This is a genomic window from Acidimicrobiales bacterium (genome assembly GCA_035294085.1).
Classification (GTDB): domain Bacteria; phylum Actinomycetota; class Acidimicrobiia; order Acidimicrobiales; family Bog-793; genus DATGLP01.
Genome location: DATGLP010000023.1, coordinates 24,066 through 39,801, shown reverse-complemented (window position 1 = coordinate 39,801; position 15,736 = coordinate 24,066). Strand labels below are relative to the sequence as shown.

Sequence of the window (15,736 nt, the reverse complement as noted above, 5' to 3'; positions counted from 1 at the left end):
CAACTACGCTGAGAGGGAACGTCGCGGGAGGGCTATGGGATTCGATCTCGCTGCGCTGCTGGCGAGCAGGCAAGGAGAGAACTTCCAGCTCTACAGCCGCCACATCAATCCCCAGCTCGTCCGGGTGCTGCGCTCGATCGGCTTCGACCGCTTCTACGAGCGGGCCGAGGGCGCCTACCTCTACGACTCGGCCGGTCGTCGCTACCTCGACTTCCTGTCCGGCTTCGGCGTCTTCGCGCTCGGGCGGGCCCACCCCGTCCTCAAGGCGGCCCTGCACGCCGCGATCGACCGGGACCTGCCGAACCTCGTCCAGCTCGACGCGGCGCTCCTGCCCGGCCTGCTCGCCGAGGAGCTGTTGAAGCGGTGTCCGCCGGGCATGGGCCGCGTCTGCTTCGCGAACTCGGGGGCCGAGGCGGTCGAGGCCGCGCTCAAGTTCGCGCGCCTCGCGACGGGGAGGCCGCGGGTCGCCTTCTGCGACCACGCCTTCCACGGCCTCACCTACGGGGCGCTGTCGGTCAACGGCGGCGACGAGTTCCGCCACGGCTTCGGCCCGCTCCTCCCGGGGTTCGTGAAGGTGCCCTTCGGGGACGCCGACGCGCTCGAGCGCGAGCTGGCGCGCCGCGACGTCGCGGCCTTCATCGTGGAGCCGATCCAGGGCAAGGGCGTCCACGTGGCGAACGCCGCCTACTGGGACGCGGTGCAGGCGAGCTGTCGGCGCCACGGGACGCTGCTCATCGTCGACGAGGTGCAGACCGGCCTCGGGCGCACGGGCAAGCTGTGGGCCCACGAGCACTGGGGCGTCGTCCCCGACATGATGACCGTCTCCAAGGCGCTCTCGGGCGGCTTCGTGCCAGTCGGGGCGATGATCTGCTCGCCCGAGGTCTCGAACCGGGTCTTCTCCTCGATGGAGCGCGCCTTCGTGCACTCCTCGACCTTCAAGAACAACCAGCTCGCCATGGTGGCAGGCCTCGCGACGCTGCAGGTGATCGACGACGAGGAGCTCGTGGACCGCGCCCGGGTCACCGGCGAGGCGTTCGTGAAGGCGCTCGAGCCCCTCGTCGAGCGCTACGAGCTGTTCCACGGCGTGCGCGGGCGGGGGCTCATGATCGGGCTCGAGTTCGGCGAGCCGCGCACGCGTGCCCTCAGGGCGCGCTTCAAGGTGCTCGAGGCGGCGCGCAAGGGCCTGTTCTCGCAGCTCATCGTCGGCCCGCTCTTCCAGCGGCACGGCATCTTGACCCAGGTGGCGGGCGATGCCATGAACGTCGTGAAGCTGCTGCCGCCGCTCACGATCGGCCAGGAGGAGGTGGACGCGTTCACGGAGGCCCTCGACGACGTCCTGCGAGACGCACACCGGAACTCCTCGCTCGTGTTCGAATTCGCCCGCACCCTGGCCAGGGGCTCGCTCAGGCGGGACCGCTGAGCGGCCGACCGGCGTGGACCGACGGTCGGCGCGCGCGCTCGTCGCTCTCGGCCTGTGCACGGCCCTCGGCGGGTGCGCGGCCTCGGGCGCGCTGCCCTCGACGACCACGACGACGACCCTTCCCAAGCCGGTCCAGGTGGCCGGCCCGCCGTCGCTCGCGGCGGCGGCCGCGCTCGGCCCGATCGAGCGCGTGCGGGTCCGGCCGGTCCCCGGTGGGCGAGCGCTGCCGCCCGAGCTCCCTCCCGGCGCGCTCGCAACCGACGTGGTGAAGATCGGCTTCCGTCAGGTCGGCTCGGGCCCCGACCTCGTCCTCGTGATGGGCGAGCACGGGTCGATGACCTGGTGGGACCCCAAGCTCGTCGCCGACCTGGCGTCCCACTTCACGGTCACGCTCTTCGACCTGCCCGGCGTCGGCTACTCGTCGGCGGGCGGGCGTCCCCTCGACGTCGCCCGCGAGGCCGACGTGACCGCGGGCCTGATCGACGCCCTCGGCCTCACGCGACCGGTCGTGCTCGGCTGGGGCCTCGGCGGCACGATCGCGCTCGCCCTCGCGCTGCGCCATCGGGCCCTCGTGTCGCGCCTCGTGCTCGCCGACGCGTTCGCCGGAGGGCCCGGTGACGTCCCGCCCTCGCCACGGGTCACGGCCTGGCTCGCCTCGCCGACCGCGACGACGACGGCCCTCTCCCGGCTCTTCTTCCCGCCGGGCGCGGACGGAGCCCGCCTCGCCTGGCTCGGCCGGCTCGGCGAGCTCCCGCCCGACGACGTCGTCGCGCAGGCCGTCACGGCCGAGGCCGCGCTCGCGCGCACCGCGTTCGGGAGCGACGCGATCGCTCGACGCCTCGGGACGCTCACTCTCCCGGTCCTCGTCGTCTGCGGCGCCCTCGACGAGGTGGTTCCCTCGGCGGACTGCCGGGGGCTCGCGGGCGCCATTCCCGGCGCCCACCTCGTCGTCTACCGTGACGCCGGCTACGCTGCGCTGGCACAGGACGAGCCGGCGTTCGTGCGCGAGCTCGTCGCCTTCGCCGAGCCCTGAGCTGCACCGCTCGGCGGCTCAGGCGTCGGTCGCCTCGAGGAGGCGGTCGACGAGGGGGACCTGCGCCGCGACGAGCTTGCGCCGCGCCTCCTCCGGCGGGAACCACGCGGCCCGGTCCACCTCCGGGAAGTCACGCACGACGCCGGAGCCGGGGGGCCACTCGAGGTGGAAGGCCGAGCTCGTGATCGAGGCCACGTCGAGGTCTCCCTCGATCCCGAAGGCACGCACGACCTTTCCGCCACGCTGGCGCACCTCGCCGAGGTCGATCACCGGCCCCCCCGGGGCGTCCTGCCCGAGCTCCTCGCGAAACTCGCGTCGCGCCGCCGCGAGCGGCGCCTCGTTTCCCTCGTGCTCACCCTTGGGGATCGACCAGGCGCCGTCGTCTCGGCGCGACCAGAGCGGACCGCCGGGGTGGACGAGGAGGAGCTCGAGCGACCGACCCGTGCGTCGGTAGACGAGGATGCCTGCGCTGCGCCTGCCCATCGGCCCCACCTCCAGGCTGTGCCGTGTCGAGGATCGCACGCGGGCAGCCGACGCGTCGGGGTCGGCACCGCGGCCGCGGGCCGCCCCGACCGCTGGCCGGTGACGGTTGACCGGCGCAGCGCGCGGCGCGATCGTGACGCCGGGACGCAGGAGGGTCGCGATGCCGAAGTTCCTCTTCTCGTGCAGCTACACCGAGGCGGGTCTGCGGGGCCTCATGAAGGAGGGCGGGTCGGCCCGCCGCGAGGCGACCCGCGCCCTCGCGGTGAGCCTCCGGGGCTCGCTGGACGCCTACTACTTCGCGTTCGGCACCAGCGACGTCTACCTCATCGCCGACCTGCCGAGCCAGGAGGCCGCGGCCGCGCTCGCGATGATGGTCGGGGCGAGCGGCGCGGCGACGGTCTCGACGACGGTGCTCCTCGAGCCCGAGCAGATCGACGCGGCGCGCGATCTGTCTCCGGAGTACCGCCCGCCGGGGAGCTGAGCGGCACGCCGCCGCCGGCGGCGCTGCAGGGGCGCGTACGCGATTGGGCGCGCACGGGGCTTTGTAGTGCGGAGAGCCCCTGAATCCCGAGCGAGGAGCGCGACGGCCCATGCGCACGATGTCGAACCCCGTCCGCTGGACCGCCGCTGCGCTCTCGGCGGTGCTCCTCGCCGTCGGCGGGGCCACTGCAGGCCTGCTCGCAGCCGGTGGCACGGCCCGCGCGAGCGCTACGGCGCCGGGCGCGCCGGCGACCGTCGAGGTGACCGGCCAGGGCGAGGCGACCGGGACGCCCGACACTGCCACGCTCGACCTCGCCGTCGTCACCAATGCGCCGAGTGCCTCGGCCGCCCTCGACGAGAACGACGCCGCGATGTCGGCGCTGCAGGCGGTCTTCGCCGGCGCAGGGGTCCCCGCCGCCGACCTGCAGTCGACGGGCCTCAGCCTCGCCCCGAGCGTCGGACCGAACGGGGTGCCGGACGGCTTCGCGGCCGAGCACGACCTCGCAGTCGTCCTGCACGACGTCGCCCGTGCGGGCCAGGTGATCGACGCGGCCGTGCACGCCGCTGGCAACGACGTCCAGCTGCGTGACATCTCGTTCTCCGTGTCCGACGCGCTGGCGCTGCGCAGGAGGGCGAGGGTGCAGGCAATGGAGGACGCCGAGGCCAAGGCGGCGCAGCTCGCCGCCGGCGCGGGCAGGTCGCTCGGGCCGATCCGACGCATCGTCGACGAGCCGGTGGCGCCGAGCCCGCCGGTGTACGCCTTTGGACCGAACGCGGCGGCGCAGGGGCTCCCGCTCCAGCCCGGCACTGACGTGGTGACCGTCCGGGTCGACGTCGTCTACGCGCTCGGCAGCTGAGCGGTGCCGGAGCTCGAGCACGCACTCGGCGTCGTGCCAGGAGAAACACCCGACGCAGACACGCTGCGCGCGATCGTCGCGCGCGCCCGGCGACGTCGCCGTCGGCGCGTCGAGCTGGCGGCGCTCGGCGTCCTCGTCGCGGGGGCGGGCACCGTCGCCGCGATCGAGAGCACCGGGCACCTCCAGCCCGGGCTGCGGGCGGCTGGCTCATTGGCCGCCTTGCAGCGCCGCCCGTGGGTCTCGCTCCGCAGGTCGCTCGGCGCGCCCCCCGACGGCCTGCGCTGGGTGCGCAAGGCAGGTCCGCAGGTCGCCCCGGAGGCTTCGGGGGGCCCGGTGAACCTCTTCTGCGCCGTCCCGCAGTGCTCGCCGTCGCCGGCGCCCCTCGCGCGGCGCACGGTCGGCGACGTCCGACTGCGGGCCTTCGAGCTGCGCCTTCGCGCGCGTGCTGCGCCGGAGAGCGCGCCGGCGACAGCGGCCGGCGGCCGGCGGGCGTGCATCGCGACGACTGAGCTGGCGGTCGCGGTCTCCAGCCCGGTGGTGCACGGCGAGCTGCTGGCGCGCCTCGCCGAGCCGCCCGCTGCCGAGCCGAGCCCGCCAGCGTTCGTCGCGCTCGAGAGCACGGCGGTCGGCGCGTCCACACGCCGTCCGATCGAGGTCGTCGCCCTCCGGCTGCGGCCTCGAGCGAGCCGAGTCGTCGCCCGCTTCGCGGACGGACGGCTCGAGGCAGAGCGCGCGCACGATGGCTGGGCAGCCTTCGCCGACGACGGTGCAGAGCCGCTCCCGGTGACCGTCACGGCCTACGACCGCACCGGGAGGCTCCTCGGAAGCGCGACGGTCGCCGTGCCCCGGGCTCTCGCGCTGGCGTCGTCGTGCGTCTCCCACGGAGGGATCGTGCGATCGGCGCGGCCGTGACCGGGGCGCGCCACGCGCGCGGCGACGGCGAGCGGTTCAGCACGGAACGGTCGAAGGAGCGATGGCCGAGTCAAGGGCGCGCAGGGGCGGAGGCGGCTCGTCTCGCCGCGCTCGTGGGCGTCGAGGACGACTTCGCCGCCCTCTACCTCGCGCACTACCGGCGGCTCGTGCGGGCCCTCGAGCTCGCCGGCCTGTCCTCGGCGACTGCCGAGGACGTCGCACAGGAGGCGTTCGCGCGCACGCTCGCCCGCTGGGCGCGCGTACGTCGGGGGACCAACCCTCCCGGCTACGTCTTCCGGGTCGCCTTCCGCCTGTCGCGGCGCCGCCGCGACGCGTGGTGGACCGGGACTGACTCGTCCGCCCCCGACGTGGCGGGCGAGGCCACGCTGCGCGTGGCGCTGCGCGAGACCCTCGCGGCGATGCCCGCGGGCCGCCGAGGCTGCGCGGTCTTGTGCCTGGTCCTCGGGATGACGCCGGAGGAGGCGGGCCGAGCCCTCGGCATCGCGGCGTCCACCGTGCGCAAGCAGGTCCAGCGAGCCCGTCTCGACCTGCGCTCGTCGCTCGGGGCGGACTCGGGCGAGGGGGTGGGCCGGGCGTCGGGGCCGTGAGGGGCGCGAGGACGAGCTCGCTGGTCGCCAAGGCCGAGCGGCGGCGGGCGGGCGTCGCGACCGCGCGCCGGTCAGCCGCCGAGCGCGCCTCGACGAGCGGCCGCACGCCGGCGCCGGACCCGTAGGCAGCTCGCGGCGCCGCTAGGTTGGGCACGTGCTCGACGCCACGCACGCGCCGTGGGACGGCGCCCGCTACGACCGCCTCGCCGATCCCCAGGCGCGCTGGGGTCGCACCGTCCTCGATCGGCTCGAGCTCGAAGGGCGCGAGGTGGTGCTCGACGCCGGGTGTGGCAGCGGGCGCGTCACCGAGGAGCTCGTGCGTCGCCTGCCCGCCGGGCGCGTCGTGGCGCTCGACGCCTCGGCGTCCATGCTCGCTGCGGCGCGCCGTCGGCTCGCGCCGGCGGGCAACCGGGTGCGGTTCGTCCACGCCGACCTCCTCGCCCTCGAGCCCGCCCTGCTCGGCAGCGACGCCCCGCTCGACGCTGTCTTCTCGAACGCAACGTTCCACTGGATCACCGACCACGATCGGCTCTTCGCCAACCTCGCGAGCGTGCTGCGCCCCGGTGGCTGGCTCGTCGCCCAGTGCGGCGGCGAGGGCAACATCGAGTCGGTCGTGCGCGCCGTGCGCTCGCTCGGCGTGGAGCGGGCGGGGACCTGGCTGTACGCGTCGCCCGCGGAGACGGCGGAGCGGCTGGCTCGCGCTGGCTTCGTCGACGTGTCGGTGTGGTCCCACCCCGAGCCGACGGCCTTCGAGGCAGGGGAGCCGCTCCTCGACTTCCTCGAGGCGGTGTGCCTGCGCGAGCACGTCGCGACCCTGGCTCCCGCGGATCGGCGTGCCTTCGTCGAGCAGGTCGCCAGCGCGCTCGGCGAGCCGGTCATCGACTACGTGCGTCTCAACATCGTCGCACGGCGCGCCTGACGGGCGCCGAGGCTGCGAGGCGCCGCCCAGGCGGCCCCTCTCGCCGCACGTCGCGTCGCGGCCGAGGTCGTGCGGGCGAGAGGACTCGAACCTCCATCCCCGAAGGGACCGGGACCTAAACCCGGCGCGTCTGCCAGTTTCGCCACGCCCGCCGCGGCGGCCCAGCCTACCGGCGAGGCGCCGGCAGGTGGTGGGGCCGCTAGCCTCTTCGCATGACCGCACCACTCATCGTCCCCGGGTCCGGCTCGACGATGGCCGCGAGCCCCAGCGACAGCTCGAACGACGTCTACCAGCGCCTGCTCAAGGAGCGGATCATCTTCCTCGGCACCGAGGTCGACCAGCGGTCCGCGAACCTGATCTGCGCCCAGCTCCTCCTGCTCGACGCCGAGGACCCCGAGCGCGACATCAGCTTGTACATCAACTCTCCGGGCGGGTCGGTCACCGATGGCCTCGCGATCTACGACACGATGCAGTACGTGCGCTGCGACGTCTCGACCGTCTGCCTCGGCCTGGCCGCCTCGATGGGGCAGTTCCTGCTCTGCGCGGGCGCGCCGGGCAAGCGCTTCGCGCTGCCGCACTCGCGGATCCTGATGCACCAGCCGTCCGGGCAGATGCACGGCCAGGCAGCCGACATCGCCATCCAGGCCGAGCAGATCATCTACCTGAAGCGGATGATGGCCGAGCGGATCGCCTTCCACACCGGGCAGACCGTCGAGCGCATCGAGGCGGACTCCGATCGCGACCGGTGGTTCACCGCCGAGGAGGCGCGGGAGTACGGCTTCATCGACCGGGTCATCGAGCGGTCCACGTTCAAGGCGCCCGCGTCCTCCTGAGGCGCGAGCGCACGCGCGCGAGGGCGCGCCGCTCGAGTGGCAGGGTCGATGCCGCGACGCCATCGTGGGTCGGATCGGCCCGCCACATCGGCCACGGCGGCGGGCTCGCCGGGGCAGCCGGCAGCGGGTAGGAGAACAGCCGGCCGGTCGCGATGAGCTCCTTCGGGCCGCCGCAGGCCTCGAACAGGTGCCAGCCGGCACCCGGTCCGCTGCCCGGGACGTCGGCGACGGCGACGGCGTTCTGCATCGAGCACGTGTTGATCGCAGCCGTCTCGCTCGTTCCGAACAGGAAGGCGCCGGTGGCGCCGTCGAGCGCGTAGAGCCCGGCTGACGAGCCGACGAGGACGTCGTTCACGCCCGTGCCCGTCAGGTCGGCGAGGACGGGCGAGGAGAAGTCGTTCGGTCCCTCGAGCGTCTGGCTCCACTCGAGCGTGCCCGACCCCGACCACGCGTACACCTCGGAGGCGCCCGGGCGCGACCGGTCGCAGCGTACGCACCACGACGTGTCGACGACCGACGGGAGGTTGCTGCCCGGGAGGGTGCCGATCGCCGGCGAGCCGAAGGACGGGCCGAGCGTGCGGACCGGCCAGCCGGGCACGCGGCGACCGTTGTCGGCGTAGAAGGCGAAGAGCCGGTAGGACGCCGACCTGTACGGGGGCGGCTCGCCGAAGCCCGTTCCGACGACGACTGCCGGGCGCCCGGTCGCGTTGATCACGCCGACGGCGGGGCTCGACCAGATCGTCTGGTTCTCGCAGTGCTGCCAGACGAGGCGCGGGGCGCCACGCCGGTAGGTGTAGTCGGAGACGAAGCCCCCGTAGCAGCCATCGTGCCCCGACGCGTCCCCCCCGATGAAGATGTCCTCGGCGCGTCCCCTGCCGCGCACGTGGAACAGCGCTGGCGAGGACCAGATCGTGTCCTCGGTGTCGATCGGGAAGCCGTGCACGAGGCGGCCGCTCGGGGTCAGCGCGTACAGGCGGTGGTCCCAGGAGCCGAAGACGATGTCCTGCTGGCCGTTGCCCGTGATGTCGCCGACCGCAGGCGTCGAGAAGACGGCGTTGTCGTAGCCGGTCGGTCCCGGCGTGCTCGACCCGTCCCACTCGTTGAACACGTCGAGGGTGTGGAAGACGAAGCGCACCGACCCGTTCTCCCGGAAGGCCATGAGTCCGCCCTGCTGGTGCGCGACGTACGTCGAACCGGCGCCGACGATGATCGTGGGCGGCTTGGACGGTCCGTCGAGGTAGGCGACGGTGGGGCTCGATTCGATCGCGGTCGGGACGCCTGGCCCGAGGCTCACGGCGACGGGCCAGCCCGGCAGGCTCTGGCCCGTCGCCGCGTCGACCGCGTAGAGGTAGCCGGACTCGGTGCCGAACACGACGGCCTCGACGCCGTCCAAGGTGGCGACGGTCGGCGAGCTGAGGGCGACGGGGCCGGCGGTGTCCACCCACGTGGGAGCGGGGAACGGCTGGGCGGCGAGGGGGGCGTCGTGGCCCGCGGCTGCCGCCGCCGGGGGGACGCCAGCGAGGGCGAGAGCCGCCGCGGCGGCGAGGCACGGTGCGGCGCGCCACCCCCTGGCGAGCGCCACGGTGCCGAGCAGTCGGCGCGCCCCGCTCGCGAGCCGAGGGCGGATCAGCGCGGCGAGCTGCGCTGGACGGTGCCGCTGCCCTGGCGACTCGCTGACGCCGAGACGGCTCGCCATGGCTGCTCAGCCAGCACGGGAGGCGGACTGTGTGCCCGGGGGCGCCGTCGGGGGCACCGTCCCGTCGTGCGCCGCATCGGCGCGGAACATCGGCCACGCCGGCGGCGTCGCGCTCTGGAGCGGGAGGCGGTAGGCCGCGACCTCGCCGGGGACGCCGAAGCCGGGTGGACCGCCGCAGGACTCGAAGACGTACTCGCCTCGTCCGGGCACCGCACCGACGGCGACGCTCGAGAAGACGCGGCAGCCCGGGTTGATCGCCGCCCACTGGTTCGAGAAGCCAGTCCCGTACAGGTAGGCACCCGTCGCGCCGTCGAGCGGGTAGAGGCCGTCGGGGGAGCCGACGAGCACGTCCTGCTGGGCGTGGTCGAGCAGCGGTACGAGGACCGGGGAGGCGAAATCCGTCGGCCCGCGCAGTGTCTGGGACCACCGCAGTCGGCCCGAGCCGCTCCAGGCGCTCACTCGCGAGACGTTCGTCGACACGCAGCTCGTGTCGGTCGATCCGGCGCAGACGAAGGACGTGTCGACGACGGACGCCGTGGTGCCGCCGTCGACGTTGCCGATCGCCGGCGACCCGAGGGTGGGCCCCGAGGTCGTGACGGGCCAGCCGCGCACCGGTCGGCCGCTTCGCGCGTAGAAGGCGTAGAGGCGGTACGTCGCCTGCGGGAAGGGCTGCTCGTAGAAGCTCGTCCCGACGACGACGACCGGCTGGTGCGTGCCGTTGATCACGCCGACGGCGGGGCTCGACCAGATCGACTGGCGCTCGCAGTGGCGCCAGACGAGCCGTGGCGCGCCGCGCACGTAGCGGTAGTCGCTCACCCAGCCTCCGACGCAGCCGTCGAGCCCGGAGGCGTCGCTGCCGAGGTAGATGTCCTCCCCGCGGACGCCGGGGAGGTGGTAGAGGCTCGGCGAGGACCAGATCGTGTCGGCGTTGTTGACGGGAAACCCTGGCAGGAGGTGGCCAGCCCGGTCCAGCGCGTAGAGGTTGTGGTCCCAGGAGCCGAAGACGATGTCCACCTGGCCGTTGCCGGCGAGGTCCCCGACGGCAGGGCTCGAGAAGACCCCGACCGCCGTGCCCGTCGCCGCGCCGACGCGGAAGACGAAGCGGCGAGCCCCGTCGAGGCGGAACGCCTCGAGCTCGCCGACGGTGTCGTGCACCCAGGTGGAGGCGGAGCCGACGATGATCGAGGGCGGCCGGTTCGGCCCGTCGAGGAAGGCGATCGTCGGGCTTCCTTCGATGGCGGCGTGCTGGCCGCGGGGCGCGGCCATGGCTCTCGGCCAGCCGGGCAGCTCGGCGCCGGTCGCGGCATCGAGCACGTGGACGTAGCCGCGCTCGTCGCCCACCGCAACGATGGCCTCCTCCCGGAAGGTCGCGAACGTGGGCGAGCTCTCCGTGATGGTCCCGGGGAAGCAGGCCTTCCAGGCCGGCGCCGGCCAGCTGACCGTCGGGGCGACGTGGACCGTGGCCGGGCAGGGAACCGAACCACGTTCTCGCGCGCCAGCGCCACTTTGGCTCGCGCTGGCGCCAAGGGGGAGGGCAGTGGCGCCGAGCAGCATCGTGCCGGCGACGACCGGCGCGGACCAGGTTGCCGCAACGGCGCGCCACAACCGGCCCGAGCCGAGCTGTGCCACGCCGGGCGATCTTAGCGAATGAGCCAGCTGCGAGCCGGACCCGCCCGGACATCGCGTGCTCCGCCGCGGACGTACGATCGTGGCTCACGCCGGGGCGTGCCGGCGGGAGAGGCGGCTGGAGTGGCAGGCACGAGCGAGCGACCGCTGCGCGTCGCCTTCGTCACGCCCCGCTACGGCGAGGGTGTCGTCGGCGGCTCGGAGGCGGTGGTGGCCGAAGCGGCGCGCGGGCTCGCGGCGCGCGGCCACGTGGTCGAGCTCCTCACGACGTGCGCCCGCAGCCACTTCAGCTGGGCGAACGAGTTCGAGGCCGGCACGTTCGTCGAGGCGGGGGTGACGATCCGCCGGTTCAGGACGGTCCGGTCGCGTCGGCGCCTCCTCGCCGCCGAGCTCGAGCGACGCGTGCAGCGAGGCGAGCGCCTCGACGCGGCCGAGGAGGTGGCCTGGGTGAACGCGCGCTTTCGCGTGCCGGACCTCTACCTCCACCTGCTCGGCGCGGCGCGCGATCTCGACGCCGTGGTCCTGTCCCCCTACCTCTTCTGGTCGACGATCTACGGCGCGCAGGTCGTGCCCGATCGCAGCATCGTGATGCCCTGCCTCCACGACGAGCCGTACGCTCGGCTCGCCGTCGTGCGCCAGACGCTGTCGTCGGTGGGCGGCGTGTGGTTCCTCTCCGAGCCCGAGCACCAGCTCGCGCACCGGCTCGCGCCCGGACTGCCGCCCCACCACCGGGTCGTCGGCGGCGCCGTCGAGGTGCCGTCCGGCTACGACCCGGCGGGCTTCCGGCGCCGGCACGGCATCGACCGGCCCTTCCTCCTCTACGCAGGTCGGCGCGAGGCGGGCAAGGGCTGGCGCGATCTGCTCGCCGGCTTCGCGGCAGCGCTCGCCACCGGCGACCTCCCCTTCGACCTCGTGACGGTCGGTGTCGGTGCGGCCGAGGTGCCCGACGGCCTGGCCGACCGGGTCGTCGACCTCGGCTACCTCGACCGGGCGCAGCTCCCGCATGCCTTCGCGGCCGCCGACGCCCTCGTGCAGCCGAGCGCGAACGAGAGCTTCTCGCGCACGGTCATGGAGGCCTGGCTCGCCGGCACGCCGGTCATCGCGAGCGCGGCCGGCGAGGTGGTGACCTGGCACGTCGAGCGCTCGGGCGGGGGCCTCACGTACCGCGACGACCTCGAGCTCGCCGAGTGCCTCCGCTTCGTGGCGCAGGCGCCGAAGGCCGCCGCCGCTCTGGCGGCGCGTGGGCGGGCGTACGTGCTCGCCAACTACACCTGGGACGTCGTCCTCGATGCGATGGAACGCTCGCTGCGGGCATTCGCCAGGCGGGTCCGACGGTGAGGGTCCTCGTCGTCGGCACCGTTCCCCCCTCCGGCGGGAGCTTCGCCCAGTTGCTCGGCGAGGTCGCGGCTGACCTCGCCGAGCAGGGCCACACCGTCGAGGTGTGCTCGCCCGACGCGCGCGCCGCGGCGCACCGGACTGCCCGCCTCGACGGGCTGTGGCTCGCGCTCGAGGTCGCGCTGGGCGCGGCGCGCTTCGATGCGCTCGTGCTGCGGCTCGAACCGGGCGTGCCGTGTCGACCGACCACCGGCCGGCTGGGGCGCGCGCTCGCGCTCGTCGCGCTCGGCGCCGCCCTGCGCCTGTGGCGGGACGTGACGATCCGCGTCGACAGCCCGGCGCCCATCCCGGGGGGCTTCGGGGGCCGGGCCGCTCGGGGGGTGTGGGCGTCGGCCCGGCGGATCGTCGTCGGCTGCGAGGAGGATGCCGCCCAGCTGGCAGCGGCGCCGGGAGTCGAGCGAGGGCGTATCGCGGTCGAGCCACCAGGCCGGTCCGAGCACGCCGGCGGGCGAGACGGCTGGCCGGCGCCGACCGAGGAGGACCTGCAGGAGGAGGTGCTGGCGCTCGTCCGGATCCGTGCTGCGAGCGGCCGGGGCTGCAACGACGCCCGAGCGGCGCTCGGTGCCGCCTCCGCCGGGCCGTTCTCCGAGAGCGTGTTCGCCACGCCGCCACGCCGTGGGCTCGCCAGCCCGAGGCTGGCACGCCTCGTGCTCGTGGAGGTAGGGCGTCGCGCCCTGCGCCGGTAACGGCACCAGCACGAGCGGCGAGCCGGGCGCCCGCCTGCGGGGCGGCGCGACCGGCGTCGACGGCGACGGGCCGCTTCCTGCGGTCGCTGGCGGCGCAGCGACGCCGAGCTCGGTCTGGCACGACCCCGTTCCGCCTGGTCCCCGCTTGTCGCTCGCCGGCTCGTCGGTCGGCAGACCTCGTGCCGCGCCAGCTCGGCCTCGGCCACGCCAGCCCGACCTCGGGGCGAGAGGCGCGGGCGAGGACCTGACCGTCGGCACGAGCCGGTCGGCATCGCCGCGACCCGGGCAGGCGGTCGCCTCGTCCTCGATCGATCCGGCGGCCTCGCGCCGGCGCGCCAGGGGGTTCGCTCCGGCGCCGAGGTCGACTTGTCGCGGGCCTGGTCTCGCGTGCTGGTCGCCGTCAGCGCCCCTAGAGCGCGAGCGCGTCGAGCACGGCGTCGGCCACGGCATCGAAGCCCTGGTGGGCGGCGAGGTCGCGGCCGCGCCGGCCGAGGCGGGCGCGCCGCGCCTCGTCGACGAGGAGGCGCGAGACCACCGCCGCGAGCTCGCCTGCCTCGAGCGTCGGCGCTACCTTCTCCACCGCGTCGTCGGGCAGCTCGCGCATCCAGCCGAGCTCGGTGACGACCGTGGCGACGCCGCAGGCCAGGCACTCGCCGACGGCGGCCGACGCCTCGCCGTTGAACCCCGCACGCAGCTGGATGGCGACGAGGCAGCGGTCGAGCCAGGCGCGGTACGCCGCTGGCGGGAGCGCTCCCGTGAGCACGAGCGCGTCGCCGAGCCCGGCCTGCTCGGCCTGGCGGGCGAGGTCGCGCGCGAGCTCGTCGGCGACCGGTCCGACGAAGGCGAGGCGCAGCTTCGGATGGGACCCGCGGCAGCACGCCGCCGCCTCGACGAGCAGCTCGGGCCGCTTGATCGGGTCGACGATCCCGAAGTGGGCGATGAGGGGGCCGTCGAATCCCTCGGGGTGCTGCCCCCACCAGCGACCGGCCTGGGCGAGGCCGTCCGGTGCGCGCGACGCGGCGCCCGTGAAGAGGAGCGGGCGGGGGTCGGGCGCGGCGATGGCGAAGGGGAGGGGGAGGATCGTGCCGCGACCCCCGGCGTCGAGGCGCGCGAGCTGGACGGCCGCCCGCGACGTGACGAGGAAGCGCTCCGCCAGCGTCACCGCCTCGCGCGCGAGGTACAGGCCGTAGCTCTCGAGGTCGGCGGGCGAGAGCTCCTCGTTGTCGCCGAGCCCGGCCGGGATCGCGTCGCCGTACATCGCGGCGATGGCTCGTGCCAGGCCGCCCCGTCGCAGCCCGGGGTCGCCGTGCTCGTGCCGGTAGAGGTTCGTGAGCCGCACGTCGTGGCTGAGGATGCTCCCGCGGCGCTCGCGCAGCAGGCGGAGCGCGCCGAGGTGGTGGTGGCTGTTGCCGAGCACGTAGAGCACTGCGTCGTAGCCGCCCGTGAGCGCCTCGACGCGCCGGAGGCTCGCCGCCTTGTAGCGAGCGACGCCGTCCGGCGCGACCTGGCCGGGCGTCGGGCCGTCCGCGAACGCCTCGACCTCGAGGTGGCGCCGCCCGCTGAGCTGCTCGAGCAGGCGGAAGCTGTACGCGGCGACGCCGGTCGGGGAGGGAGGGAGCGGGGTCACGACGGCGAGACGCCGTCGTCGGCGACGGCTCGGCCGCCTCGGCGCAGCGAGGAGCTCGTCGAAGGCCTCGCCGGCGCGCTCGGCGACCGTCCGCCAGGTGCGCACGGCGCCTGGCCGCCCGACGGCGAGGCGGCGGCGCAGCGCGTCGTCGCCGAGGGCCGCGGCGATGGCCCGAGCGATCGCGACGGCGGACTCGGGATCGAAGCGCCCCTCGCGTTCGACGAGCTCGTCGAGGGGAGGGCGGTCGGAGGCGATCACCGGCGTCCCGCAGGCGAGCGCCTCCGCGACCGGCAGCCCGAAGCCTTCCGCGAGGCTCGGGAAGCAGACGAGGGCCGCGTTGGCGACGAGCGCGGCGAACTGCCAGCTGGGCAGGCGGCCCGGCAGGCAGAGCTCGAAACGACCGGCGGCGAGGTGCTGGAGGTGGTGGGCCGCGGGTGCGGGGAAGTCGCCGGAGACGACGAGGCGGTAGCGGCCGCGCAGCGCCTCGGGGAGGAGGGCGAACGCCTCCACGAGGCGCTCGTTGTTCTTCCTGGGGTGGTGTCCGCTCGGGTAGAGGACGTAGGGCGGCCGGACCGGTCCGTCCTCGTGCGGCCGCGGCGGGTCGAGGAACTCCCGGCTCGGTGCCGCGCCGACCTCGACGATGCGCCGGCTCTCGCAGCCGAGGAGGCGCTCGAGGTCGCTCGCGGCGGCGCGCGACAGCACGAGCAGGCGCTCCGCGGCGCGCACGAGCTCGAGGTGCGTCCGGTACCGGCGCCGCTCGAGGGGGTCGGCGAGGTGCGTGGTCGGTTCCGCCGCCGGGATGAGGTCGTACACGGTCACGCTCAGGCGCACCCCGGCGCGTGCGGCCTGCGCCGGCCACAGCGCGGCGGTCGGGCTCGAGGTGTCGAGCGGGGAGAGCAGGTGGAGGACGCGAGTCCACGGGCCGATGGCGTCCGCGTCGCCGACGTAGGCGAGCTTGCCGGTGGCCAGGAGCGGCTCGAGCGGGGCAGGTGGGGGGAGCCGCGGGTTGAGCAGGTAGCGACCGACGAGGTCGGGTCGGTGCTCCTCGAGGGCGAGCGCGAAGTCAGCCGCGTACCGGCCGATGCCGCGCGTCCGCGTCATGGGGCTCTGCAGGGCCTGGAGGTCGACGGCGAGGGGGCCGGGGTGGTCGACCCTTCCCAT

At 74.9% G+C, this 15,736-nt stretch carries 14 protein-coding genes and 1 tRNA gene; 10 read left to right on the top strand and 5 right to left on the bottom strand.

The annotated features are described in order from the left end of the window. The first annotated feature begins 34 nt into the window (after positions 1-34). Together VKV23_07750 and VKV23_07745 are read left to right on the top strand one after the other, a co-directional pair. Positions 35-1,420, top strand: coding sequence for an aspartate aminotransferase family protein (locus VKV23_07750; GenBank protein ID HLI15927.1), 1,386 nt, complete (start codon positions 35-37; stop codon positions 1,418-1,420). 13 nt (positions 1,421-1,433) lie between these two features. After that, on the top strand, positions 1,434-2,453 hold the full coding sequence (locus tag VKV23_07745) for an alpha/beta hydrolase (GenBank protein HLI15926.1): 1,020 nt from the start codon (positions 1,434-1,436) through the stop codon (positions 2,451-2,453). 18 nt (positions 2,454-2,471) lie between these two features. Here the strand turns inward: VKV23_07745 and VKV23_07740 are convergent, their stop codons facing one another. Beyond that, positions 2,472-2,936 carry an NUDIX domain-containing protein gene (locus VKV23_07740; protein ID HLI15925.1) on the bottom strand — a complete coding sequence of 155 codons (465 nt, stop codon included), beginning with the start codon at positions 2,934-2,936 and terminating at the stop codon, positions 2,472-2,474. A gap of 160 nt (positions 2,937-3,096) precedes the next feature. On the opposite strand from VKV23_07740, the gene VKV23_07735 reads away from it, so the two are divergent. The 5 genes from VKV23_07735 to VKV23_07715 all read left to right on the top strand — a co-directional run bounded on the left by VKV23_07735 (position 3,097) and on the right by VKV23_07715 (position 6,712). Next, positions 3,097-3,417 (top strand): GYD domain-containing protein, encoded by a 321-nt coding sequence (locus VKV23_07735; protein HLI15924.1) that lies wholly within the window; start codon positions 3,097-3,099, stop codon positions 3,415-3,417. A gap of 109 nt (positions 3,418-3,526) precedes the next feature. Continuing rightward, on the top strand, positions 3,527-4,273 hold the full coding sequence (locus VKV23_07730) for an SIMPL domain-containing protein (GenBank protein ID HLI15923.1): 747 nt from the start codon (positions 3,527-3,529) through the stop codon (positions 4,271-4,273). A gap of 3 nt (positions 4,274-4,276) precedes the next feature. After that, the gene (locus VKV23_07725) at positions 4,277-5,185 is read left to right on the top strand and encodes a hypothetical protein (protein ID HLI15922.1); all 909 of its coding nucleotides are present in this window, start codon (positions 4,277-4,279) and stop codon (positions 5,183-5,185) included. Between the two features lie 113 nt (positions 5,186-5,298). After that, complete coding sequence (locus tag VKV23_07720; GenBank protein ID HLI15921.1) at positions 5,299-5,793, top strand: sigma factor-like helix-turn-helix DNA-binding protein; 495 nt, start codon at positions 5,299-5,301, stop codon at positions 5,791-5,793. A 154-nt stretch (positions 5,794-5,947) separates the two neighbouring features. After that, complete coding sequence (locus tag VKV23_07715; GenBank protein ID HLI15920.1) at positions 5,948-6,712, top strand: methyltransferase domain-containing protein; 765 nt, start codon at positions 5,948-5,950, stop codon at positions 6,710-6,712. A 70-nt stretch (positions 6,713-6,782) separates the two neighbouring features. Here VKV23_07715 and VKV23_07710 read toward each other — a convergent pair. Then, positions 6,783-6,864 (bottom strand) — tRNA-Leu (locus tag VKV23_07710). Between the two features lie 99 nt (positions 6,865-6,963). Between VKV23_07710 and VKV23_07705 the strand changes: the two genes are divergently transcribed. After that, the gene (locus tag VKV23_07705) at positions 6,964-7,545 is read left to right on the top strand and encodes an ATP-dependent Clp protease proteolytic subunit (GenBank protein ID HLI15919.1); all 582 of its coding nucleotides are present in this window, start codon (positions 6,964-6,966) and stop codon (positions 7,543-7,545) included. Here the strand turns inward: VKV23_07705 and VKV23_07700 are convergent. Continuing rightward, entirely contained in the window at positions 7,523-9,241 is a 1,719-nt protein-coding gene (locus VKV23_07700) for a hypothetical protein (protein ID HLI15918.1), read from the bottom strand. The two genes, VKV23_07705 and VKV23_07700, sit on opposite strands and share 23 nt — an antisense overlap. A gap of 6 nt (positions 9,242-9,247) precedes the next feature. Continuing rightward, a complete protein-coding gene (locus VKV23_07695) occupies positions 9,248-10,870 on the bottom strand; it encodes a hypothetical protein (GenBank protein HLI15917.1) in 1,623 nt (540 codons plus the stop codon). A 120-nt stretch (positions 10,871-10,990) separates the two neighbouring features. On the opposite strand from VKV23_07695, the gene VKV23_07690 reads away from it, so the two are divergent. Next, complete coding sequence (locus tag VKV23_07690) at positions 10,991-12,205, top strand: glycosyltransferase family 4 protein (GenBank protein HLI15916.1); 1,215 nt, start codon at positions 10,991-10,993, stop codon at positions 12,203-12,205. Next, positions 12,202-12,948 (top strand): hypothetical protein, encoded by a 747-nt coding sequence (locus VKV23_07685; protein ID HLI15915.1) that lies wholly within the window; start codon positions 12,202-12,204, stop codon positions 12,946-12,948. The genes VKV23_07690 and VKV23_07685 overlap by 4 nt, the downstream gene beginning before the upstream one ends. A 409-nt stretch (positions 12,949-13,357) precedes the next feature. Here VKV23_07685 and VKV23_07680 read toward each other — a convergent pair whose 3' ends face one another. Continuing rightward, the gene (locus VKV23_07680; GenBank protein ID HLI15914.1) at positions 13,358-15,736 is read right to left on the bottom strand and encodes a glycosyltransferase; all 2,379 of its coding nucleotides are present in this window, start codon (positions 15,734-15,736) and stop codon (positions 13,358-13,360) included.